Here is a 21,013-nt window from a genome sequence, read left to right as displayed (position 1 = left end):
GGCAGGCTTTCGCAAAGGCAAATGGGCGCGCGAAGCAATCTGCCGCATGCTCGCTTCACGAACCGAGCCCCGCCCGCCTGGCGGTCAGCTCGCACGACGAGCGCCACCCAAACGCTGCAACCGCGGCCACGCGCCGCGAACCGACACCCAATAACAATAAGGACGGTAATCACCATGTTCGACTGGTACAAAACCGGCTCCCGGCAGGAGCGCAAGACCTTCTGGGCCTGCTTCTCCGGCTGGGCGCTGGATACCTACGACGCGCAGATGTTCAGCTTCCTGCTGCCGGCGCTGATGGCGGTCTGGCAGATCTCCAAGGGCGAGGCCGGCATCGTCGGCACCGCCGCGCTGCTCTCGGCCTCCCTAGGCGGCTGGATCGCCGGCATCCTCAGCGACCGCTATGGCCGTGTGCGCATCCTGATCTTCACCATCTGCTGGTTCACCCTGTTCGGCTTCATCGCCGGCTTCACCCAGAGCTATGAGCAGATGCTGGTGATCCGCACCCTGCAGGGCCTGGGTTTCGGTGGTGAGTGGGCGGTCGGCGCGGCGCTGATGGCCGAGGTCATCCGCCCGGAACACCGTGGCAAGGCACTGGGCTTCGTGCAGAGCGGCTTCGCCCTGGGCTGGGCCGCCGCCGCGGTGATCATGACTGGCCTGCTCGCCTGGCTGCCGCAGGATCTGGCCTGGCGCGTGGCCTTCTGGGTCGGCGTGATTCCGGCTGGCTTCGTGCTGTTCATCCGCCTCCACGTGAAAGATCCGGAGATCTACCGGCAGGCCACCGCCAAGGTAGAAGAGAAGGCCTCGATGCTCTCCGCCTTCCGCCCCGCCGTGATCCGCCTGACTCTGCTGGCCGCCGTACTGGTCACCGGCCTGCAGGCCGCCGCCTACACCATCATGGCCTGGCTGCCGACGCTGATGGTCTCCGAGCGCGGGCTCAAGCCTGGCCCGGTGATCTTCACCATGCTGATCATGTGCGCGGGCGCTTTCGCCGGCTTCATGGTCACCGCCTGGATCGCCGACCGCTACGGCCGTCGCCCCGCCCTGCTGCTGTTCAGCGTCGGCGCTTGGATCTTCACCGTGGTCTACATGCTGGTGCCGATGAGTACGGAACTGCTGATGGCCATGGCCTTCCCCGTGGGCGCTTTCGCCACCGGCATCTTCGCGGTGCTCGGCCCGTTCCTGAGCGAACTCTTCCCCACCCATGTGCGCACCACCTGCATGGGCTTCTCCTACAACCTGGGCAAATCCCTGGGCGCGCTGTCCATCGCCGGCGTCGGCGTGCTCTCCGAGAAGATCGGCCTGGCGCAGTCCATCGGCACGTTCTGCCTGGTGGCCTACGCACTGTCCGTGACCGCCGTGCTGCTGCTGCCCGAAACCCGTGGCGTACGCCTGCAGGATGTCGACGCCAAGGTCATGAACGACGGCGAAAGCGAGCCCTCCAGCGGCGCCCAACTGTCCCAGAGCAAACTCTGACACCCGAGGAATCACCATGCTGTACTGCGTAAGAATGGACGTGAACATTCCCCGCGATATCCCGGCCGAGGAAGTCGAGGCGATCAAGGCCGCCGAGAAGGCCCGCGCCACCGAAATCCAGCGTTCGGGGAAATGGCCGCATCTGTGGCGCGTCGTCGGCCAGTACTCGAACATCAGCGTGTTCGACGTAGAGAGCAACGACGAGCTGCACGCTCTGCTCTCCAGCCTTCCGCTGTTCCCCTTCATGACGATACAGGTCACCCCGCTGGCCAGGCACCCCTCCTCCATCGCCTGACTCTGGCGGCGGCTCTTCCGGGCCGCCGCCGTCTTCCCACGACTTTCAGGATGCGGCCACGCCATGCCAATGCTGCTGCAAGCGGACGCGCTCGACCTCAGTGAACTGATCCGCCCCGGCGATACCGTACTCTGGGGCCAGGCCAACGCCGAACCCCTGCCACTGACCCAGGCCCTGATGGAGCAACGCGCGCGCATCGGCCGCTTCCGCGTCATGCTCGGCATCGCCAGCAGCCGGACCTGTGGCCCCGAACATGCCGACGTGGTCGATTTCCTCGCCTACTGCGGCGCCGGCGCCAACCGCGAACTGGGCAACGCCGGGGCGCTCGACATCCTGCCCAGCCACTATTCGCAACTGCCCGGGCTGATCGCCAGCGGAGCCCTGCGCATCGACGTGCTGATGCTGCAACTGGCACCCGCCGACGCCAATGGCCGCTACAGCCTGGGCATCGCCCACGAATACCTGCTGCCTGCATTGGACCATGCGCGGGTGGTCATCGCAGAAGTGAACCAGCAGGCACCACGCACCTTCGGCGAACGCACGCTGGGCGAGGCAGACCTCGACGCCATCCTGCACACCGACCGGCCTCCACTGGAAAATCCCCCGGCACGCATCCGCGAAGCGGACACCCGTATCGCCGCGCACATAGCCGAGCTGATCGACGACGGCGCCACCTTGCAGATCGGCATCGGCGCCATCCCCGACGCGGTGCTCGGCGCCCTGCGCGCCCATCGCGACCTGGGTGTGCATTCGGGCAGCCTGGGTGACAGCGTCGCGCAACTGATGCAGGCCGGCGTGATCACCAACGCCTGCAAGAGCCGCGACCGGCATGCCAGCGTAGGCGGGGTGCTATTGGGCAGCCGGGTGATCCACGACTACGCCCACGACAACCCGGCCATCCAGTTGCGCTCTACCGCCTATACCCACGACGCGGACGTGCTCGCCAGCCTGGACCGCTTCGTGGCGATCAACTCCGCCGTGGAGGTCGACCTCACCGGCCAGATCAACTCGGAAGTCGCCGCCGGCAGCTACGTCGGCGCCGTGGGCGGTGCCTTGGACTTCCTGCGCGGCGCTGCTCGCGCCAAAGGCGGCCTGCCCATCATCGCCCTGCCCTCCACCGCAGGCAGCGGCAGCCGCATCGTCGCCCGACTCAACGGCCCCGCCACCATCCCGCGCAGTGACGCCGGGTTGATCGTCACCGAATTCGGCGTCGCCGACTTACGTGGCAAGACTATTCGGGAAAGAGTGGCATGCATGCTGGAAATCGCCCACCCGCGACACCGTGCGGCGCTGGAGGCACAGCTCTAAGCTCGCGCTGGGCATGACGGTCGACTTCCGCTTTTTACGACCCAGCGATCCGCCATGAAGAAATCGAAGCTTCGAAGGAATGTCCGCTGAGGCTCGGAAACGAGCCTTGACACCGGCTCCCACCCAGGCAACTGCCCTCCTCGGAACTTGCCATGCACGGCCAGCACCGGCCTCCGCGGTTCACCGTGGAGGTTGCCGTTGGCGGAAGTGCCGACGGTTTGGTGGCAGCCCTTGTCGAACCGGTTATCGAGGTTCGGCGTCGTCGACCGGTGCTCATGGCGTCCACTACGGAAGAATGGAATTGCCTCGCAATCTATCCATCGCCTCTCGAACGCCTGGCGGCCCAGGCAAGTACAGCCGATAGCCGCCGTTGTGCCCCTCCGCTATCGGCCCGGGCTAGCGAGTGCTCTGCGCGTTATGGAAGATCTTGAAGAGGTCCGACTGCGACTTGATCTTGAGCTTGGCGTAGACGTGCCGCCGGTGGACCTTCACGGTCTCGGCGGAAATGTCGAGCTTCGCCGCCGCCTCCTTGTTGGAGCAGCCGCTGAGGACGAGGCGGATGACGTCCAGTTCCCGGGCGGTCAGGGGCGTGCCCAGGCGCGCCATCATCTGCTCCAGGTTGCCCTGCCAGCGTTCGCTTGGCCGTGAGGGCGGCTCGTTGACGCCGGCCTCGAAGAACAGGCGCTGGCGCATCAGCGCGCAGACCCAGGGGCGTATCAGCTCGAGCAGCGCGACCTGCTGCGGTTCGAAGCGCGAGCGGCTGCCCAGCGACAGGCACAGGCTGCGCTCCCCATCGAGGGCAACGTTGTACTGCACCTCGTCCTCGACCACGTTGTGGGTGAAGTACAGCCGGTAGTATTCCGTGTCGCGGAAGCATTCCGGGGCCACCTCGCAGAGGCGGAACAGGCCGCTTGCCGGCTTCTCGCGGTTGGCGACGTAGAAGGGGTCGAGCAGGTACAGGCCCTGCACGTAGTCGTGGAACAGCGGGTCGGGACCGCCGCCCTCGTAGGGGCTTTCGGCGAATATCCGCGGGCGGTCGTCGCTGAACAGCAGCGCCACCCAGCTGCCCAGCGCCATGTGGTCGCCCAGCACCTGGGCCATGGCGCGCCAGAAATCGGGCTGGTCGAGGCGTTCGGCCAGTTGCCCGAAGGCCCGGTGCCAGCCCACGTCCAGGAGCGTCAGGTTCATGCGGGTACCCCCGGGGTTAATCAATCGGCGGAATAGGAAATTCGGTGGCGGCTCGCATACTTGCAGCGGCCCCTCGGAAAAGTCCCCGACTTTCCCACTGTGGCCCCGGTTCATCAACAAGGTCCGAACAATGAAGCTTGAACTCGTGCAACAAGCCGCCCGCGACGGCGACACCTCGTACAACCTCCACCGCATCCTACAGGCCATCGCCGGCTGCTCGCCGGACACGGACATCGTGGTGTTCCCCGAGGCGCAGATCACCGGCTTCCTCAACGCGCAGAACATCGCCGGCAACGCCGAACCGCTGGATGGCCCGAGCCTGCAGGCGGTACAGCGTGCCGCACGGGAGCGCGGCGTGGCGGTGGTCGTCGGGTTGATCGAGAACGACGGCGGCAAGTTCTACAACACCACGGTATTCGTCGCCCCCGAGGGCCTGCTGCTGAGCTACCGCAAGACCCACCTGTGGGTCTCCGAGCCGGGCCTGGTGCTGCCTGGCGACCGCTTCGCCACGCTGCAATGGCGCGGCGTGCGCATCGGCCTGCTGATCTGCTACGACAGCGAGTTCCCCGAAAGCGCCCGCGCCCTGGCCGAGCTGGGCGCCGAGCTGATCCTGGTCAGCGACGGCAACATGGAGCCCTTCGGCCACGTGCACCGCACCTCGATCGCCGCCCGCGCCCAGGAGAACCAGGTGTTCGCCGTGGTGGTGAACCGCGTGGGCGAAGGCGAGGACGCCATCACCTTCGCCGGCTGCAGCGCGGTGGTCGACCCCTTCGGCCATACCCTGTTCGAGGCCGGCAACCGCGAGTGCCGGCACTTCGTCGAGCTGGACTTCAGCCAGGTCGCCAGCGCCCGCGAACTCTACGACTACCAGGCGGAAAAGCGTTTCCGCCTGCCCGGGGAACGCATCGAGCACGCCGATGGGCGTCATGAACTGCTGATTCCCTGACCTCACCAGCACCTTTCGCTACCTGCCAACAAAAACACACCGCCGGCCGTCTCCCCTGGGACAGGCCGGCCAGGAGCCCCCATGAAACACCTGCGTCTTTTCTCGTTCGGCCTGGCCTCCCTGCTCGCACTGGGCAACGCCCACGCCGAGCCGCCGACCGTGCACCTGCACAACTGGTCCGACTTCCTCGCCCCGGAAACCGCCAAGGAGTTCCAGGCCGCCACCGGCACCACGCTGGTCCAGGACGTCTTCGACGATGCCGAGGTGATGGAAAGCAAGCTGATGGCCGGCCGCAGCGGCTACGACGTGGTCATCATCCCGGACGATCTGATCCCCAACTTCGCCAAGGCTGGCGTGCTGCAGGAGCTGGACCGCTCGCAATTGGGCAACTGGCCGCACCTGAACGCCGAAGTGCTGCGCAAGCTGCAGGTGAACGATCCGGGCAACCGCTACGCGGTGCCCTACATGTGGGGCACCACCGGCATCGGCTACAACCTGGACAAGGTCGCGCAACGGCTGGGGCCCGATGCCCCGGTGGACTCCTGGGACCTGATCTTCAAGAAGGAAAACATCAGCAAGCTGAGCGCCTGCGGCGTGGCCATGCTCGACGCGCCAGTGGAGATCATCCCCATCGCCCTGCACTACCTGGGGCTGCCGCCCAACAGCAAGAACCCCGACGACTACAAGAAGGCCGAGGCGCTGCTGCGCGACATCCGCCCCTATGTCCGCTACTTCGACTCCTCGAAATTCCCCTCCGACCTGGCCAACGGCAACATCTGCGCCGTGGTCGGCTGGGGCGGTTCGGTCTACGGCGCCAAGCAGACCGCCGAGCGCGCCCACAACGGCATCAGGATCGCCTACAGCATCCCCCGCCAGGGCGCGCCGGTGTGGGTGAACAACATGGTGCTGCTGAAGGACGCGCCTCACCCGCAACAGGGCTACGCCTTCATGGACTACATCCTGCGCCCGGAGATCACCGCCAGGAACTCCAACTACGTGGGCTACCCCAACGGCAACAAGGACGCCACCGCCCTGATCGACGCCCAGCTGCGCGACAACCCGGCGCTGTACCCATCCAAGGAAGTCATGAGCACCCTGTACCCGCTGGAAACCCTGCCCCTGCGGCTCGAGCGCGTGCGTACCCGCATGTGGACCAGGATCAAGACGGGTACCTGACGGGCTGGGTCCAGGCCATGGAGGATGTGCGAGGAGTGTCTTGCGCATCCTTTTTGGGTCGATTGGCGTCGCAGGGCACTTTACTACTGAACAATTGTTCAGCTATAAGTTCGCAACCTTCCGGCTCTGCGCGGCACCACCCTGTGGGGTCGATTTCCTTTGCCCGGCTCGGCTTGCCCGCCCCGTGTCGTGAATGAACTGGAGTGCTCCCATGCGAAGCCCATTGTTCAAGACCCGTATCACTGAAATGCTCGGCATTCGCCATCCCATCCTTTGCGGAGGCATGGGGCCCGGTCTCTCCGACGCGACCTATGTCGCGGCTGTAGTCAACGCCGGCGGAATGGGATTCATCGTTGCCGCCGGCTTCCCTGATCCGGAAGAATTTCGTGAGCAGCTGCGGAAGTGCCGCCAGCTGACTTTCGGAAAACGGTTCGGCGTGAACCTCTACCTTTCAGGGCAAGCCAAGGCGGCTGGGCGTCTGCAGGAGCAAGTGAAGATTCTTGCGGAAGAGGATGTCCTCTGCGTCGAGACTTCTGGCGCAAGTCCCGAAGGTATTCTTCCAGCCCTGCGGGATGCGGGTATCAAGGTGCTGCACAAGGTTCCCGCGGTCCGTTACGCGCGATCGGCTGAACGGCTTGGCGTGGATGCAGTGATCGTCGTCGGCAATGACTGTGGAGGCCATCCGGGGACTTATGGCATCAGCAGCATGGTCCAGGCGCCCCATGCCTCAAAGGAGATATCCATCCCGTTGGTGATTGGCGGAGGAATGGGAACCGGCCGCCAGTTGGCTGCCACACTCATGATGGGGGCGGACGCCGTCCTGATGGGTTCGAGGATGCTGGTCTCCGAGGAACTGTGGATCCACCGCCGATACAAGGATCTGCTGGTTAAAAGCGATGGTACCGATAGCGTCGTTGTAAAGACCGGGCTGCGGCAGCATCACAGGGTGCTGAACAACGAAAGCGCAAAAGCAGTTGCAGCCCTGGATGCGACGGGGACCAGCGACTTCGAACGCTACCGCCCACACGTCATGGGGGCGCTGACCACCCAGGCATACCTGACCGGCGACAGCAGCCTTGGCATGCTCGACTATGGCCCGTCAGTGGTATTTGCCGATGCCGTACAGCCGGTGGAAGCCATCTTCGATGAAGTTCTCGACGATGCACGGCAGGCGATGCTTCGCTTTGAAGGGCTCTGCTGCCAGGCCTGAACGTCCGCTGCGGGTCCAGGCTGTGTGAAAAGAGCAAAACTCGGGGTTCTGCATCGCTCCTGGTCCATGGCAAAGGCTGAGATGGGGTTTGGGCCGAAATAGCGTTCTGCTTGCGGTAGTGGGTCATCTGAGGTCTCCGATCGCCTCGGGAGACGACAAGGAACGTGGAAAAAGTCCTTCTCAGGACTGCAAGGCCGCCACCGCTTCGCGGATGCCCAAGATGCTCATCAGTCGTTTGAGGTTGTAGGCGAGCACATGCAGGCTCATCTCGGTGCTCACTCGGGGTAGCGTTTTGGTCAGGAAGTGCGTCGAGCCCATCCAGTGCTTGAGCGTGCCAAATGGATGCTCGACGGTCTGGCGGCGGATGCTCATCATCTCTGGCTGATGATCGAGGCGACGCTGCATGGCATCGATGACGTCCTCGTGCTCCCAGCGTCGAACTCTCCTGAATGGCTCACTGGTGCACTGCGTTCGGAGTGCACATTGCTTGCAGTTCGAGCTCCAGTACGCATGTGTCGTCAGGCCGGCCTCAAGATTCGTGTAGCGATAAATCAGGCTTTGCCCCGCGGGACAGCGGTACTCATTTTTCTCCGGCACATACACAAAATCCTGCTTGCCGAAGCGCCCGTCCGCCTTGCTATTGGATGTCAGCGGCTTAGGGACATAGGTGGTGATGCCAGATTGGTCGCAGGCAAGTATTTCTTCGCCCTTGAAATAACCACGATCGGCGACGACGGTCAGGCCTTCAACCCCGATGGCGCTGCGCGCCTGCTCGGCCATCATCGCCAGTGCCGAGCGATCATGGCCGACATTGGTGACTTCGTGGGCGACGATGAGGTGATGTTGGGTATCTACGGCCGTCTGCACGTTGTAGCCGACCACGCCGGTGCCTCTGCCACTGGTGGCCATGGATCGCGCATCCGGATCGGTCAGGGAGATCTGCCCGTCCGGTGCGTCACGCAACTGCTCCTCCATGTCCTTGAGCGCCTCCATCTGCTGCTTGAGCTTTTCGAGCTTGTCCTGCAAGCGGATGGCCTTGGCTTCGGCGACATCAGATTGCGTCCGGTCGGCGGTATCCATCGCCGCCAGATAGCGCTCGATGCTTTTTTCGATCTGCTCCATGCGGGCGCGCAGCTTGCCGTGAGTGAAGTTGCGATCACGGTTGTTGACCGCTTTGAACTTGCTGCCGTCGATGGCCACCAGCGACTGGGAGAACAAGTCGAGCTGACGACACAGCACGACGAACTGCCGGCAGACATTGCGGATGGCCTTGCCATTGTCACGGCGGAAATCAGCAATAGTTTTGAAGTCCGGCGCCAGCCGTCCAGTCAGCCACATCAGTTCAAGGTTGCGCTGGCATTCGCGCTCCAGGCGGCGGCTGGATTGGATGCGATTGAGGTAACCGTAGATGTAGATCTTCAGCATCACGGCGGGATGATAAGACGGTCGCCCGGTTACAGCCGGTGCCACTCCATCGAACTCCAAGGCCGCTAGGTCGAGTTGCTCGACGAAGGTTTCCACTACACGGATCGGATTGTCTTCGGCAACGAAGTCATCCAGGCATTCCGGCAGCAAGCTGACCTGTGTCCGGCTCGCTTCCTCGATGAATCGCTTCATACGCCGCCCCCGCTGACGATGCTCCAGCAACTCTAGGCGAGGACGACGTTTTCACACAGCCTGGGTCGAAAACCAACGTCGACAATCGATTCGCCCTCCCCTTCGTTGAGCGCCCACGCAGGTACGGCGAGAACACCGGATACCCGCGGGCGTTACATATGTGCACGGCATTTCTGCCGTTGCATCGAAGGCTGAGATCTATGCCCCAGGGCTAGTCAACCGCCGCAGCCATGTCCACATTGGCAGCCATCTTTCTTGCGCAGAATTTCGTAGAGTTCGTCCTTGAGCTGCAGCTTCTGCTTCTTCAGCGACTCGATGGTGTCGTGGGTTGCGGGAGTGATGCCAGCTTCCATGTTCTTGATCTCCTGGTCGAGATCGTTGTGGCTATGGAAGAGCTTTGCAAAATGCGGATCCTCGGTCTTGAGGCGGGAAATCTTTTCGCGGAATTCGGGAAACATGAGGATTCTCCAGGAGAGTGAAAAAGCACTTTGCAGGATCCAAGCTAGGCCAGTGTTGAGGTAGATCACTGAAGGCACCGCAAAGAAAGGGCGTGTCCGCGCCTGGCCGGTTTCTGCCGGCCCCCACCGACTGCCTCGAGCCGAAAACCAACGGCAACAATCAATCCGCCCTCCCCTTCGTTGAGCGTGCCCACGCAGATACGGCGAGAACGCCGGCTGCCCGCGGGCGTTACAATGGCGCCAACGCCGATTTCCCGATCGGGCATGCCCGGAGCCAGCTTCAGATGTTCACCCTTGCAAACCTCGACACGTCGCCGCCCGAATCCCTGAAGAGCCAGGTTCTGCAGATGGTGGTGGACTACTTCAGCGACATCAGCCCGGTGCCGCTGACGCCCAGCAATCCGCTCTATCAGCTGTACCAGTACGTGATCGGCTACGAGGTGCACCTGTACCTGCAGGCCATGAACGGCACCCCGGAGAGCCCCACGCGGCTGATCCTGGCCCTGGATGACGACGATCCCTCCCAGGTGCTGGGTTTTGCCCTCTACCTGCCGAGCCTGGATGACGCCGAGGCCTGCACGCTGGCCTACCTGGCCGTCAAGGCCAGCCACCGCCGCCGCGGCATTGCCCGGGCCATGTTGCGGCAGATGGTCGAGCACCGGGCCCACGCCGAGCTGGCCTGCGTAGCGAGCAAGGTGCCGGTCTTCGAATCGATGGGCTTTCGGGTACTGGCGGCGCAGGGGCCGCAGGTGCTGCTGAACACCCGCGCTCAGCGCTCGGACGGCATGGTGGCGGTACAGGACCTGGCCCCGATCTACCAATCCAGGGAAGTGCGGCAGATCCACGCCTACCTGCTGCAGCAACGCGGCAAGAAGGCCATGAGCGACGCCGAGAACAAACGCGACCGCCTGCTCGACCAGTTGGCCTATCAGGCTCAGGCATTGGTGAAAGAGCGTTTCCCTACGTTTCACTGAGGGCAGGCTTTTCCTGCCTTGAATGTCCGTTTCCGGCCGATTCTGCTGAAAAAGGCGGTTCTGCGGCAGCCAGTCGGCCAGGTGCACCAGCTTTTGAAGTGGCTGCAAGCCACTTCAAATTGCCTTTCGGCGTGGCACTGAGCAATCGGGCTCAGGTTTGCGGGTTAATTCGAGGGTTTTTGCTCGCTGCAGGCGCACCTATCCCGTGAGCGGTGGCCCTTGAGGCAAAAGCCTGGCCATGCGCCGCAGGTTCTGCACCGTCGCGGCCAAGGTGAATTCGTCAGCCGCACCTGTCATTCCACGCAGTCGTAAACGGTCGAGTTTCATGATCCGTTTGAGGTGGGCGAAGAGCATCTCCACCTTCTTCCGTTCGCAACGAGAGACCAGGTATTCCGATGTCTTGGCGATGCGTCGAGCCACGTCACGGGCAGCCTCATGGATGCTACGGACGATTTTCCGGTTCGGCGTGTTGGGGCAGCACTTTGCTTTCAACGGACAGGTGACGCAGTCGGTTTGGCTGGCGCGGTAGATGATGGTGTTGGCCTTGGTTACCCGCGATCGTTTCTGAGTGAAGGCACGCCATTCACTACGCAGCGGTTTACCGGCCGGACAGCGGTATTCATTCGCTTCCGGACTCCAGTGAAAGTCGTGGCTGGAGAGGCTGTCGTCCTTGCGCTCGGTCTTGTCCCACACCGGCACATGCGGCTCGATGTCCTTCTCCTCGACCATCCAGGCCAGCATCGGGGCCGTGCCATAGGCGGTATCACCGATGAGGCGTGCAGGTGTGAGGTCGAATTGCGCTTCGACGCGCTCGACCATCGTTTTGGTCGACTCGACTTCGGCGGTGCGGTGCGCTGGAGTCGCTTCCACATCCACGATCACGCCGTGCTCGGTGTCGATCAGGTAGTTGGTGGAGTAGGCAAAGTAGGCCGGCCCACCTGGTGCTGCTGTCCACCGCGCCTGCGGATCGGTAAGCGAAATCTTCTTGGGCAGAGCTTCGGCCAGCGCTTCCTCATCGAGCGCTTCGAGGTACTCGCGCACAGCACGGGTACTGAGCGCCGGATCGCGCCAGTCGACCTCATCTCCCGCCACGCCACGTTGCCGGCTGGCATCGGCCTTGATGATGCTGGCGTCGACGGCGAAGCCTGCACCCTTTACTAGGCCGGCCGCCATGCAGCGCCGGAGCACCTCATTGAACAGCCAGCGGAACAGGCCGCTGTCACGGAAGCGGCCGTGGCGATTCTTCGAGAAGGTCGAGTGATTGGGGACTTCGTCCTCCAGACCCAGCCGGCAGAACCAACGGTAGGCCAGGTTCAGATGCACCTCTTCGCATAGTCGCCGCTCGGAACGGATGCCGTAGCAGTAGCCAACCACCAGCATGCGCACCATCAACTCCGGATCAATCGAGGGGCGTCCGATAGGGCTGTAGAAGTCGGTCAGGTGGGCGCGCAGGTCGCTGAGATCCAGGCACTGATCGATGCTGCGCAGGAGGTGTTGGGGCGGGACGTGGTCTTCCAGATTGAACGAGTAGAACAGCCGCTGCTGTCCTCCCGGTAACTGCCCCATCATGCTGCTTGCCCCCACGCTCACTGAGCGCGTGATTTTGCCGGCGGCATGGGGCGGCAGCTACTTTTTCAACAGAATCGGCCAAAAGCAATGGGATGGACTCCCCCTCGCCTCGGCATCTGAGTGCCAGACTGAAGGTGCGAACCACAGTTAACAGCTAGAAGGAGTCCACACATGAAGCTTATGCGCATTGGGGTCGACTTGGCCAAGAACGTGTTTCAGATCCATGGCGTTGACTGTCACGAGAAGCCGATTTGGCGGCAGCGCTTACAACGCGATCGATGGCTACAAGCCTTGCTTGAGCAGGCTGAGCCAGGCTGTGTAATTGGCATGGAAAGTTGTGGCGGTGCTCACCATTGGGCGCGGCAACTTGAGGCTCGTGGATTCCAGGTCAAGTTAATTGCTCCCCAATTCGTCAAACCCTACGTCAAAAGCAACAAGAATGACGCCAATGATGCTGAAGCAATCTGTGAGGCGATGAGCCGGCCCAGCATGCGTTTCGTAGCTATCAAAACAGTCGAGCAGCAGGACATTCAGGCGACCCATCGAATTCGTGCCGGGTTAATTGAGCAGCGTACGGCAAAAGCCAATCAGATCCGTGGGCTGGTCGCTGAGTACGGTCTAATTGCACCGAAAGAATTGCTCTCGCTGCGTCGAGCAATACCGTGCTGGCTGGAAGATGCAGACAACGGTTTAACGCCGCGTTTCCGACATCTACTGGATGGCTTGTGGGGCGATCTGCGCGCACTGGATGCACGGGTGAGAGAGCTTGATAGCGAGATATCCGTGATCGCGGCAAATGAGCCTGACGCTCTATGTCTACAGCAACTGCGTGGTGTCGGCCCGATGATCGCCACTGCACTCGTCGCTGCCATCGGTGACGCTCGTCAGTTTGCCAATGGCCGGCAGTTTGCTGCTTCGCTGGGATTAACGCCCAAACAACATAGCTCCGGCGGCAAAGATCGATTGCTCGGCATTAGTAAACGCGGCGATGCCTACTTACGGACACTGATGGTTCATGGCGCTCGATCAGCGTTACGTACAGCCAATTCCAAAGACGACCGACTTAGCCAGTGGATCGTCCGCCTGGCTGAGCGATCACATGCCAACGTGGCAGCAATCGCGCTGGCCAACAAAACCGCGCGCATGGCTTGGGCGATGCTGCGTAACGGCACCGATTACCAACCGGATCGGGCTGCTGCCTGACCCACCAACCAGCACGCTCAGCAAGAGAGTAACCGTCACCCACGATTGCGAAGCAACCTGAACGATGGCAAACCGGTCGAACCGGCGCTGGCAAAACCCTCAAATGTCCATGTGCGAAAAGCACGTAGAAGCGATTGGGAGCCAGCGCGCGAATAGCCCATCATGGCCCAGCATCAAAGAGATGCCGAAGTCAGAGGCCGAATATACGTGTGCAGTCGGCACGGGGGCCAAAGCGAAGGGGCTTGCAATGAGGGGGAGTCCATATACGGACATGCGGAACGAAAAACTGGCATATGACTGACAGGGATCTAAGCCTTGCGCTCAGTGACTCTTGGGGATTTAGATATTTGCCTAAAAAAAGCCTCGACGAACATAGTTCATCGAGGCAAGCCAGAGGAGTAACACGCAACGCGATAAATCAGAAGGACTTGCTCACGCCAAGTACTAGGTTTGAGCCACAGACATCGTCGAAACCGTTGTAACTAGCGCACTCATCATTCGACAAGTTGGAGTCTACATAGGCTAGCGACCAGTCAAGACCAAGTAATTTCTTGCTTAGCGAAACCTGCCATTCCTTGTAGGTGGAGGCAGTGCTGCCGTTTCCATCAACCAAGATGTCATCTTTGAAGTCAACCAAACCGTAACGGATATTAAGTCCAATATCCATAGGGAGTGCGGTTTCATAGCCGACAAAGCTGTACAAGTAACTCTGGTCGCCTCCCATATCACCTGAGTAATATCCTCCTGCATAGATCCCGTATGCGGAAAGCTTTGCGTAGGTTTCGCTGTAGTTAAGCTTGCTTTCTTTCGGGTACTCATACTCGAAATAAGCAAGGTCGAGGGATACATTGTCGGTTATTTTCCAGTAATAGCCTGCGTAATAGTCTATTTCTTGGCGAGTCTTACTGCCATAACCGAAATCGACGTTGGAGCTCCATACTCCGGCGTACAGCCCACTGGAGTGAGAAAGCGTGACGGAACCCTGAATGGCTGGATCGTTCTGGGTTTGTGACATACCACGACTGTGGTAGTCACTGTAAGCGCCAATATTCAAATCTAGGCTAAGGTCATCATTCAACTGGAATGCTTGGCTCGCCCCCCACGGCGCCAGCAATATGCCAGCAATGCAAAGCTTTGATATGTGATTCATGCAGTGCTCCCTACTTTTATTTTCTAGTTTTGTAACGACGCCTTCCGACTAAAAGCCCCATCACTAGAAGGTGCCGATGTTTCTTCTTGCTTCGCGAGAGTCTTATCGCCCCGGCTGCCGTGTACGACCACCTGGTACTTTTTGGGCATGAGAGCTCGCGCGAGCAGGTGAGTCGCGAACACTAGGAAGTTCGTTAATGGCTGATTAAAGCCTGCTGTAGTTGGTGAACCCCAACCCAACAACTGACCCAAGTGGACTAGTGCAGCCTTCAGCCCCCTATATCTTTATTCCAGCGTTCCAAGTACGTATCGATGATGGCTAGCAATCTTTCGCGGCCGAAGCTGGCTTCGTGTCCGGCATGCACAACATCAACCTGAAGCCCCCGCAGGCGTTCTAGGGACGCCGCGTAGTCGCCAATATTCGCGTGCGGAATGGAATCAAGCAGATCGGCGTCGTACACCACATCTCCAGAAAACAGCGTTCTCGTACTCTGCTCGTACAAGGCAATGCTGCCTGGGGAGTGTCCGGGCAGATGGAGCACCTCGAAATGACGGTCGCCCAGATCGATGATGTCTTGGTCTACTAAAAGTCCGGTAGGCGGCGCCGGTAGCAGTGCCCACTTCGCGGGGTCGAAGCCAGGCCCTGGGAGGGCATCGATTACCAGGCGGTCGCAGCCCAAGTCTGACATGTACGTCGCTAGCCAATGATCATCATTGATAACCAAGCGGTTATCGCTGTTTGGCTGAGAAAAATACTCTGCCTCTGCGGCGTGACATAGCCTGCATTCGAACTCGTGCAGACCTCCCATGTGGTCGAGATGGCTATGAGTTGCTACTGCGCACACCGGTTTCAGAAATAGGTTGCGTGCTGCTTCGCGAAGGCTGGCAACACCTAGTCCGGTATCGATTAGCAGGTCGCGATCGCGCCCAGGGACATGCCAGATATTGCAGCGCAACATGGGATGTACATGAGGTTCCCATAGCAACGTGACTCCATCATCAAATGTCCTTTTCTCGAACCAAGCGTCTGCCACTTTGAGCGTCATGTCGCTAGTTCCCGACATTGGTTCTGAAACTTGCCCAGGTCCGAGTCCGCTCGCGTAATGTCCGGGCCGGCAACGGTTCCTCGCCGAACAATGTCTTGCGGCTTTCGGCGGATGGGAACAGAGTTTCGTCGTTGCGTAGTACCGGGTTGACCTTGTCGAGTGATGCCCGATTGGCATTGGCGTAGTACAGAGTGTTCGTCATCTCTGCCATTCCCTCGGCCTCGGTCACAAATTCGATAAATTCCTTCGCTTCCTCAACGTGGGGGGCGTCTGCGGGGATTGCGAAGTTATCAATCCAGGCCAGGGTTCCTTCTTTGGGAATCTGATAGCCGATAGCGAATGGTTTATTGGCCGCGACAGCCTGCCCCTTGGCAGTCATGGCGTCACCGTTATAAGACAGAGCCAGGCATAGGTCACCGTTAGCCAGATCATTGCTCTGCTTGCCGAATGCAATATAACGAAGGTTCGGCCGCAGCTTGTCGAGCAATTGTTTGGCGGCTATATAATCGGCCGAATTTTGGCTGTAAGGATTCTTTCCGAGGTAGTGCAGGGCGATACTCATGACTTCTTGGGGGGAGTCGATGATAGCGATGCCACAGTCCTTCAGCTTGCTGGTGTATTCCGGCTTGAACAGTAGGTCAAAGCTGTTTAGCGGTGCATTTGGAATGCGTTTCTCGATGGCGTCCTTGTTGTATGCAAGGCCAGTAGTGCCCCAAGCATAGGGCACAGCATAGAGGTTCCCGGGGTCGACCTTCTCGAGCTGAGCGAGCAACTGGGGATCGTACTGCTCTTTCGTTTTATATTGCTGCATGCCCGATGGCTGTAGCGCTTTGGCCCGAATCAAGCGATCAAGCATGGCGACGCCCGGTTGGACTACGTCGTAACCGGTGTGTCCGGTCATCAACTTAGCTTCTAGGACGTCCGCGCTATCAAAGCTGTCGTACTTAACCTTGATGCCAGTCTGTTTTTCAAAGCGAGCCAGAGTCTCTGGTGCGAGATAACTCGCCCAGGCGTAGACGTTGACTGTTCGTACGGCATCGGCCGCCACAGAGTTTGAGGCGATTAGCAACATTCCAGTCGCTGTTGTAACAAGTGAAGCGAATCGCAGGCTTTCCATCGGCAATGCTCCAGATCGGAAGTGGTAGCCAATTCTTCGCAAGCGTAATAAGATCAGACAAGCTATATATTTTAATGATTTATTGTTGAGGCTGGCTAAACGATTCCCATGCACATTCCTGCACTAAATAACTTGCGTGTGTTTGAGTCCGTCGCCCGTCTTGGTCATGTGGGGGCTGCGGCTGCGGAGCTGCACATCACTCCAGGTGCCGTCAGCCAGCAGCTCAAGAGCCTGCAATCTGCTCTGGGTGTGGAACTATTCAGTCGCCAAGGGAGAAACATAGTTCTCACGCAGGCGGGGTTGGCGCTACACCGCTCGGTTGCCAAGGGCATGCATGAGATTAACGATGGACTCAATCAGATCATTAGCCAGTCGCAACAGGCCATACCGACAACAACTCTGACCATTTCGACCGAACCGGTATTTGGTTCGTCTTGGCTGATACCTAGTTTGTTAGGGTTCAAGGAGGCCTATCCGCACATCCGCCTTCGCATTATCGCCGCCAACCATGTCACGGAAGTGGATTGGAAGAGAGCTAATGTCGCTCTGCTGTACGCAGCCCCGCCCTGGGAGGGGCTGTGGTGGCGCCCTCTACGCACCCTTCACATGTTTCCGGTGTGTAGCCCACAACTGTTGCGGGGGCCCAACGCATTGTCTAATCCGTACGACCTAGTACATCACCGACTACTGCATGAGGATGACGGCACCCTCTGGCGTCGTTGGCTGCTGGAAGCGCGCGTACCCTACCCAGGTGAGTCAGATCTGCATATCGAGAGCTTTAGCATGGCCTTGCAAGCTGCCCGCGACGGTTACGGAGTGGCCCTCTCGGATGAGTTTAACTCGCGCCGGGATCTAGATCAGGGTCTGCTCGTGCGGCCCTTCAATCTTGAAGTACCTGCTGGCCTCGGTTACTACTGCCTATGTCCTGAAGAGCAACGGCACATAACAGGAGTGGTTCAGTTCGTAGACTGGCTGATAGCCCAAACTGCCCTGGATGTACAGCAACTTAGCGGTCGTTCCTAGGTGGTGGGAACGTCTGCTCTTGGCCGCTTGCTGCCGGCCACGGCCGGCAGCGTTGGGCTTTCTACGACACAGCAATTAGATTCGAAATAATTTCAGTCCTACATCACTGCCATGACATACCCACCATGGAGGCTCTCCAGCCATGTCATTGCAGTGTCCTCGTTGTAACTCCCCCAAGATCGCAACCCTGCACCCCGCCATGAAGATCGGTGCCTTGGTCGGCACGATCGGTGGCGCCGCACGCGGCGCATCAGCCGCTCTTGCTGGCGGCCAGGCCGGCGCAGCAGTCGGCGCCATTGCCGGCCCGTTGGGCATCACCCTTGGCTCATTGTCCGGCGCCATTCTCGGCGGCCTGACCGGTGGCGTCGGCGGTTGTGCGCTCGGTGCCCAGCTCGGCGACCAGTTGGATCGTCACGTGCTCGCCAACAACCTCTGCCTGATCTGCGGTCATCGCTTCAACCTGCCGACCTGATCGGCTTCGTTCTTCGCTCCCCTTCCCTTTCATCCCTTCCGCCGGTGCTGCGCTTCGCGCAGCGCTTTATGCCGGCTATTGCTCACAGGAAACTCATCATGGCTCATCTCATCGAACGTATGGCCTATGTCGGCGAAGCTCCCTGGCATGGCCTGGGCAGTCGCCTCTCCCCGAAACAACCGCTGGAAGTCTGGCAGCGAGAAGCTGGCATGGACTGGCAAATCCAGGAAAGCCCGGTCCATTTCAAAGCCGACGCAGTCGGTCACCTGGGTAGCATCCATTCTTTCCCCGAACAGAAGGTGCTCTACCGCTCCGATACCAAGGCGCCGCTCTCGGTAGTCTCCCAGCGCTATCAGGTGGTGCAGCCGCGAGAGGTGTTGGAGTTCTATCGCGACCTGACCCAGGTCTCTGGCTACGAGTTGGAAACCGCTGGTGTGCTCAAGGGCGGCCGCAAATTCTGGGCACTGGCACGCACTGGGCAAAACACCTCGCTGAAGGGCAACGACCTGGTCAACGGCTACCTGCTGCTGGCCACCTCTTGCGACGGCACCCTGGCCACCACGGCGACGCCGACCACCGTACGGGTAGTCTGCAACAACACTCTGACCATCGCCGTCGACGGTGCTACCCGGGCGATCAAGGTGCCGCACAGCACCCGCTTCGATGCCCAGGTGGTGAAAAAGCAACTGGGCATCGCCGTCTCGCAATGGGACGAGTTCATGTACCGCATGCGTCATCTCGCCGAGCGCAAAGTGCAGTGGCACGAAGCTATGGGCTATTTCATGCAAGTGCTCTGCGACGCCCAGCCCAACAATCCGTTACCGGATGCCCTGCCGAACGAGCGTGCGCTGCGTCGAGTGCAAAGCCTGTACGAAGGCCGCGGTCGTGGTTCGCAGTTGGAGGCTGCCAACGGCACCGCTTGGGGTCTGCTCAATGCCGTCACCGAGTACGTAGACCACGAGCGACGCGCACGCAGCAACGAATACCGCATGGACTCGGCCTGGTTCGGCCAAGGGGCAGTGATCAAACAACGTGCCCTGGATGTGGCCCTGCAGCTGGTAGCCTGACGACAGTTCCCTCCTCTCGCTATTCATCTTCGCCCAAGCAGTTCTGCGGCTACAGCGATTGCTCGCAAGTACCACAGCATTGGGCGCTCTCTTCCACCCGCCGGGGTTCCGCTCCTGTGGAGTGGACTCCGGTGTTTCATTGGAGGCCTCTCTCATGGGCTGGCTGTTCTCATCCCGTACCCGGTCAGAGCTGATCCGAGATCTGACCCGACCTGAAGACCAGGCTCGCGCCCACGTTCGAGTCATTGCCCACACCCTGCGGGGCAATGTGCTGTGGTCGGTCAGCGAAGTGACAGCGAAAACCGAAGGCGTTCACCCAGGCCTCGCTCCCGGCGAGTCCATGCGCTACATCCGCTGTGATCTGCTGCAACGCCGTGGCGGTGAGTGGGGGTACAAGGCCATGGATGAGTCCATGGCGCCGTACTACTACAGTTGCCCGCTGCGCTATCTCGACCTGGCCAAGGAACTCTCTCCCGCCTGGCGCGACAAGGTTCGCGCCCATCATGCTCGGCGACGTCAGTCGGCGACCGCCACAGCCGGCGCTGTAGCCCAGTAAGCGGGAGTGATCGCAGCGCCACCTGGATGCGGTCCTCCCGTTGATGGCCTGACGGCCATGGCCCTCTTCATTCCTCCCACGATGCCCGACCGGCTCTGCCGGCCGGGCATTTTTATGTCCGGAGAAAAAGCCTCATGACTCACGCCCATTCCACGCCCAACAGGGCACGGCAGCGCCCTGCCCTGCGCCTGGTCGGTACCAAGGATCTGTCCCGCGATGACTGGCTGGCGGTACGCAAACACGGTATTGGCAGTTCTGACGCTGCGGCCGCGGTCGGCCTCAACCCCTACAAGTCGCAGCTGGAGCTGTGGCTGGAAAAGACCGGCCGCGACGCTGGGCTGCCCAAGAGCGATCCGAACGACGAGGAAAGCCCGACCTACTGGGGCAACATCCTCGAGCCCATAGTCGCGAACCACTACGTCCGCCGCACTGGCAATCGGGTGCGGCGGATCAATGCGGTGTTGCAGCATCCCGATCCGAAGCTGGACTGGATGCTGGCCAACATCGACCGTGAGGTGATCGGCGCCAGCGACGTACAGATCCTCGAATGCAAGACCGCCGGCATCAACGGCGCGCGCCTGTGGAAGGAAGGTGTACCGGTGTACGTGCAACTGCAGGTGATGCACCAGTTGGCGGTCACCGGCAAGCAGGCGGCCGACGTGGCCGTGTTGCTCGGCGGCCAGCACCTGGAGATCCATCGCATCGAGCGCGACGACGAGCTCATCGGCCGGTTGATCGAGCTGGAGCGCGACTTCTGGGGCTACGTGCAACGCGATACGCCACCGCCGGCGGATGGCTCCGAGTCGGCGGAGCAGGCCCTGCGCTGCCTGTACCCGGAGGACCTGGGTCATACCCTGGACTTTACCCAGGATCCGATGTTGTCAGCCGCCTTCGACGAGTTGCAGGCCGTCCGCGCCAGCCTGGAGTTACAGAGCAAGCGCGAGGCCGAGCTGAAGCAGCAACTGCAGCAGGCCATGGGCGATGCCAGTCGGGCGCTGTTCGCCAATGGCACGGTGTCCTGGCGCAAGGCCAAAGACAGCGTGGTGCTCGATGTGCCCCTACTGCTCAAGGAAAAGCCCTACCTGCTGGCGCGCTACCCCACCACCAAGCTCGGCAGCCGACGCTTCCTGATTACCTGAATTCGCTTCCCCCTTGACCACCCCGGC

General features: G+C 60.8%; 20 protein-coding genes. 13 read left to right on the top strand and 7 right to left on the bottom strand.

Annotation, left to right across the window (positions count from 1 at the left end; all coding sequences use genetic code 11):
- The first annotated feature begins 174 nt into the window (after positions 1-174).
- The 3 genes from IG194_RS17765 to IG194_RS17755 all read left to right on the top strand — a co-directional run bounded on the left by IG194_RS17765 (position 175) and on the right by IG194_RS17755 (position 3,076).
- The gene (locus IG194_RS17765) at positions 175-1,473 is read left to right on the top strand and encodes an MFS transporter (protein ID WP_043273567.1); all 1,299 of its coding nucleotides are present in this window, start codon (positions 175-177) and stop codon (positions 1,471-1,473) included.
- Positions 1,474-1,489: 16 nt separating this feature from the next.
- The gene (gene catC, locus IG194_RS17760; RefSeq protein ID WP_023101127.1) at positions 1,490-1,768 is read left to right on the top strand and encodes a muconolactone Delta-isomerase; all 279 of its coding nucleotides are present in this window, start codon (positions 1,490-1,492) and stop codon (positions 1,766-1,768) included.
- Between the two features lie 63 nt (positions 1,769-1,831).
- Positions 1,832-3,076, top strand: coding sequence for an acetyl-CoA hydrolase/transferase family protein (locus IG194_RS17755; protein WP_023101126.1), 1,245 nt, complete (start codon positions 1,832-1,834; stop codon positions 3,074-3,076).
- 396 nt (positions 3,077-3,472) lie between these two features.
- On the opposite strand, the gene IG194_RS17750 is transcribed toward IG194_RS17755, so the two are convergent.
- Complete coding sequence (locus tag IG194_RS17750) at positions 3,473-4,264, bottom strand: helix-turn-helix transcriptional regulator (protein ID WP_023436190.1); 792 nt, start codon at positions 4,262-4,264, stop codon at positions 3,473-3,475.
- A gap of 130 nt (positions 4,265-4,394) precedes the next feature.
- Here IG194_RS17750 and IG194_RS17745 point away from each other — a divergent pair, with 130 nt between their 5' ends.
- The 3 genes from IG194_RS17745 to IG194_RS17735 all read left to right on the top strand — a co-directional run bounded on the left by IG194_RS17745 (position 4,395) and on the right by IG194_RS17735 (position 7,596).
- A complete protein-coding gene (locus IG194_RS17745; protein WP_023101124.1) occupies positions 4,395-5,210 on the top strand; it encodes a carbon-nitrogen hydrolase family protein in 816 nt (271 codons plus the stop codon).
- A gap of 81 nt (positions 5,211-5,291) precedes the next feature.
- Positions 5,292-6,386 (top strand): polyamine ABC transporter substrate-binding protein, encoded by a 1,095-nt coding sequence (locus IG194_RS17740; protein ID WP_192353594.1) that lies wholly within the window; start codon positions 5,292-5,294, stop codon positions 6,384-6,386.
- A 211-nt stretch (positions 6,387-6,597) separates the two neighbouring features.
- The gene (locus IG194_RS17735; protein ID WP_058487236.1) at positions 6,598-7,596 is read left to right on the top strand and encodes an NAD(P)H-dependent flavin oxidoreductase; all 999 of its coding nucleotides are present in this window, start codon (positions 6,598-6,600) and stop codon (positions 7,594-7,596) included.
- A gap of 180 nt (positions 7,597-7,776) precedes the next feature.
- On the opposite strand, the gene IG194_RS17730 is transcribed toward IG194_RS17735, so the two are convergent.
- Both IG194_RS17730 and IG194_RS17725 read right to left on the bottom strand, forming a co-directional pair.
- Positions 7,777-9,213: an IS1182 family transposase gene (locus IG194_RS17730; protein ID WP_058488386.1), complete on the bottom strand. Its 1,437-nt coding sequence runs from the start codon at positions 9,211-9,213 to the stop codon at positions 7,777-7,779.
- 215 nt (positions 9,214-9,428) lie between these two features.
- Entirely contained in the window at positions 9,429-9,671 is a 243-nt protein-coding gene (locus IG194_RS17725; protein ID WP_058488385.1) for a YdcH family protein, read from the bottom strand.
- Between the two features lie 284 nt (positions 9,672-9,955).
- On the opposite strand from IG194_RS17725, the gene IG194_RS17720 reads away from it, so the two are divergent.
- Positions 9,956-10,645, top strand: a complete 690-nt coding sequence (locus IG194_RS17720) for a GNAT family N-acetyltransferase (RefSeq protein WP_058488384.1) — start codon at positions 9,956-9,958, stop codon at positions 10,643-10,645.
- A gap of 198 nt (positions 10,646-10,843) precedes the next feature.
- On the opposite strand, the gene IG194_RS17715 is transcribed toward IG194_RS17720, so the two are convergent.
- Positions 10,844-12,214: an IS1182 family transposase gene (locus tag IG194_RS17715; RefSeq protein WP_064987544.1), complete on the bottom strand. Its 1,371-nt coding sequence runs from the start codon at positions 12,212-12,214 to the stop codon at positions 10,844-10,846.
- Positions 12,215-12,385: 171 nt separating this feature from the next.
- Here IG194_RS17715 and IG194_RS17710 point away from each other — a divergent pair, with 171 nt between their 5' ends.
- Positions 12,386-13,417, top strand: coding sequence for an IS110 family transposase (locus IG194_RS17710; protein WP_082996213.1), 1,032 nt, complete (start codon positions 12,386-12,388; stop codon positions 13,415-13,417).
- Between the two features lie 418 nt (positions 13,418-13,835).
- Here IG194_RS17710 and IG194_RS17705 read toward each other — a convergent pair whose 3' ends face one another.
- The 3 genes from IG194_RS17705 to IG194_RS17695 all read right to left on the bottom strand — a co-directional run bounded on the left by IG194_RS17705 (position 13,836) and on the right by IG194_RS17695 (position 16,729).
- Positions 13,836-14,567 carry a TorF family putative porin gene (locus IG194_RS17705; RefSeq protein WP_058488383.1) on the bottom strand — a complete coding sequence of 244 codons (732 nt, stop codon included), beginning with the start codon at positions 14,565-14,567 and terminating at the stop codon, positions 13,836-13,838.
- A gap of 268 nt (positions 14,568-14,835) precedes the next feature.
- On the bottom strand, positions 14,836-15,612 hold the full coding sequence (locus IG194_RS17700) for an MBL fold metallo-hydrolase (RefSeq protein WP_041711727.1): 777 nt from the start codon (positions 15,610-15,612) through the stop codon (positions 14,836-14,838).
- Between the two features lie 4 nt (positions 15,613-15,616).
- Positions 15,617-16,729: an extracellular solute-binding protein gene (locus IG194_RS17695; protein ID WP_015475655.1), complete on the bottom strand. Its 1,113-nt coding sequence runs from the start codon at positions 16,727-16,729 to the stop codon at positions 15,617-15,619.
- A gap of 108 nt (positions 16,730-16,837) precedes the next feature.
- Here IG194_RS17695 and IG194_RS17690 point away from each other — a divergent pair, with 108 nt between their 5' ends.
- The 5 genes from IG194_RS17690 to IG194_RS17670 all read left to right on the top strand — a co-directional run bounded on the left by IG194_RS17690 (position 16,838) and on the right by IG194_RS17670 (position 20,986).
- Complete coding sequence (locus IG194_RS17690) at positions 16,838-17,752, top strand: LysR substrate-binding domain-containing protein (RefSeq protein ID WP_015475656.1); 915 nt, start codon at positions 16,838-16,840, stop codon at positions 17,750-17,752.
- 199 nt (positions 17,753-17,951) lie between these two features.
- The gene (locus IG194_RS17685; protein ID WP_023436179.1) at positions 17,952-18,224 is read left to right on the top strand and encodes a hypothetical protein; all 273 of its coding nucleotides are present in this window, start codon (positions 17,952-17,954) and stop codon (positions 18,222-18,224) included.
- A 98-nt stretch (positions 18,225-18,322) separates the two neighbouring features.
- Entirely contained in the window at positions 18,323-19,291 is a 969-nt protein-coding gene (locus tag IG194_RS17680) for a DUF932 domain-containing protein (protein WP_023101169.1), read from the top strand.
- A gap of 154 nt (positions 19,292-19,445) precedes the next feature.
- Positions 19,446-19,847, top strand: a complete 402-nt coding sequence (locus IG194_RS17675) for a hypothetical protein (RefSeq protein WP_023101168.1) — start codon at positions 19,446-19,448, stop codon at positions 19,845-19,847.
- A 134-nt stretch (positions 19,848-19,981) separates the two neighbouring features.
- On the top strand, positions 19,982-20,986 hold the full coding sequence (locus tag IG194_RS17670) for a YqaJ viral recombinase family protein (RefSeq protein WP_058488382.1): 1,005 nt from the start codon (positions 19,982-19,984) through the stop codon (positions 20,984-20,986).
- Positions 20,987-21,013 lie beyond the last annotated feature (27 nt).

The organism is Pseudomonas sp. ADPe (assembly GCF_014843515.1).
Taxonomy (GTDB): domain Bacteria; phylum Pseudomonadota; class Gammaproteobacteria; order Pseudomonadales; family Pseudomonadaceae; genus Pseudomonas; species Pseudomonas citronellolis.
This window is presented reverse-complemented; position numbering and strand designations above follow the sequence as displayed.

What these genes read in the sequence shown, in the direction of transcription:
- IG194_RS17765 (WP_043273567.1), top strand. Translation starts at nt 175, where the DNA reads ATGTTCGACTGGTACAAAACCGGCTCCCGGCAGGAGCGCAAGACCTTC.
- catC (WP_023101127.1), top strand. Translation starts at nt 1,490, where the DNA reads ATGCTGTACTGCGTAAGAATGGACGTGAACATTCCCCGCGATATCCCG.
- IG194_RS17755 (WP_023101126.1), top strand. Translation starts at nt 1,832, where the DNA reads ATGCCAATGCTGCTGCAAGCGGACGCGCTCGACCTCAGTGAACTGATC.
- IG194_RS17750 (WP_023436190.1), bottom strand. Translation starts at nt 4,264, where the DNA reads ATGAACCTGACGCTCCTGGACGTGGGCTGGCACCGGGCCTTCGGGCAA.
- IG194_RS17745 (WP_023101124.1), top strand. Translation starts at nt 4,395, where the DNA reads ATGAAGCTTGAACTCGTGCAACAAGCCGCCCGCGACGGCGACACCTCG.
- IG194_RS17740 (WP_192353594.1), top strand. Translation starts at nt 5,292, where the DNA reads ATGAAACACCTGCGTCTTTTCTCGTTCGGCCTGGCCTCCCTGCTCGCA.
- IG194_RS17735 (WP_058487236.1), top strand. Translation starts at nt 6,598, where the DNA reads ATGCGAAGCCCATTGTTCAAGACCCGTATCACTGAAATGCTCGGCATT.
- IG194_RS17730 (WP_058488386.1), bottom strand. Translation starts at nt 9,213, where the DNA reads ATGAAGCGATTCATCGAGGAAGCGAGCCGGACACAGGTCAGCTTGCTG.
- IG194_RS17725 (WP_058488385.1), bottom strand. Translation starts at nt 9,671, where the DNA reads ATGTTTCCCGAATTCCGCGAAAAGATTTCCCGCCTCAAGACCGAGGAT.
- IG194_RS17720 (WP_058488384.1), top strand. Translation starts at nt 9,956, where the DNA reads ATGTTCACCCTTGCAAACCTCGACACGTCGCCGCCCGAATCCCTGAAG.
- IG194_RS17715 (WP_064987544.1), bottom strand. Translation starts at nt 12,214, where the DNA reads ATGATGGGGCAGTTACCGGGAGGACAGCAGCGGCTGTTCTACTCGTTC.
- IG194_RS17710 (WP_082996213.1), top strand. Translation starts at nt 12,386, where the DNA reads ATGAAGCTTATGCGCATTGGGGTCGACTTGGCCAAGAACGTGTTTCAG.
- IG194_RS17705 (WP_058488383.1), bottom strand. Translation starts at nt 14,567, where the DNA reads ATGAATCACATATCAAAGCTTTGCATTGCTGGCATATTGCTGGCGCCG.
- IG194_RS17700 (WP_041711727.1), bottom strand. Translation starts at nt 15,612, where the DNA reads ATGACGCTCAAAGTGGCAGACGCTTGGTTCGAGAAAAGGACATTTGAT.
- IG194_RS17695 (WP_015475655.1), bottom strand. Translation starts at nt 16,729, where the DNA reads ATGGAAAGCCTGCGATTCGCTTCACTTGTTACAACAGCGACTGGAATG.
- IG194_RS17690 (WP_015475656.1), top strand. Translation starts at nt 16,838, where the DNA reads ATGCACATTCCTGCACTAAATAACTTGCGTGTGTTTGAGTCCGTCGCC.
- IG194_RS17685 (WP_023436179.1), top strand. Translation starts at nt 17,952, where the DNA reads ATGAAGATCGGTGCCTTGGTCGGCACGATCGGTGGCGCCGCACGCGGC.
- IG194_RS17680 (WP_023101169.1), top strand. Translation starts at nt 18,323, where the DNA reads ATGGCTCATCTCATCGAACGTATGGCCTATGTCGGCGAAGCTCCCTGG.
- IG194_RS17675 (WP_023101168.1), top strand. Translation starts at nt 19,446, where the DNA reads ATGGGCTGGCTGTTCTCATCCCGTACCCGGTCAGAGCTGATCCGAGAT.
- IG194_RS17670 (WP_058488382.1), top strand. Translation starts at nt 19,982, where the DNA reads ATGACTCACGCCCATTCCACGCCCAACAGGGCACGGCAGCGCCCTGCC.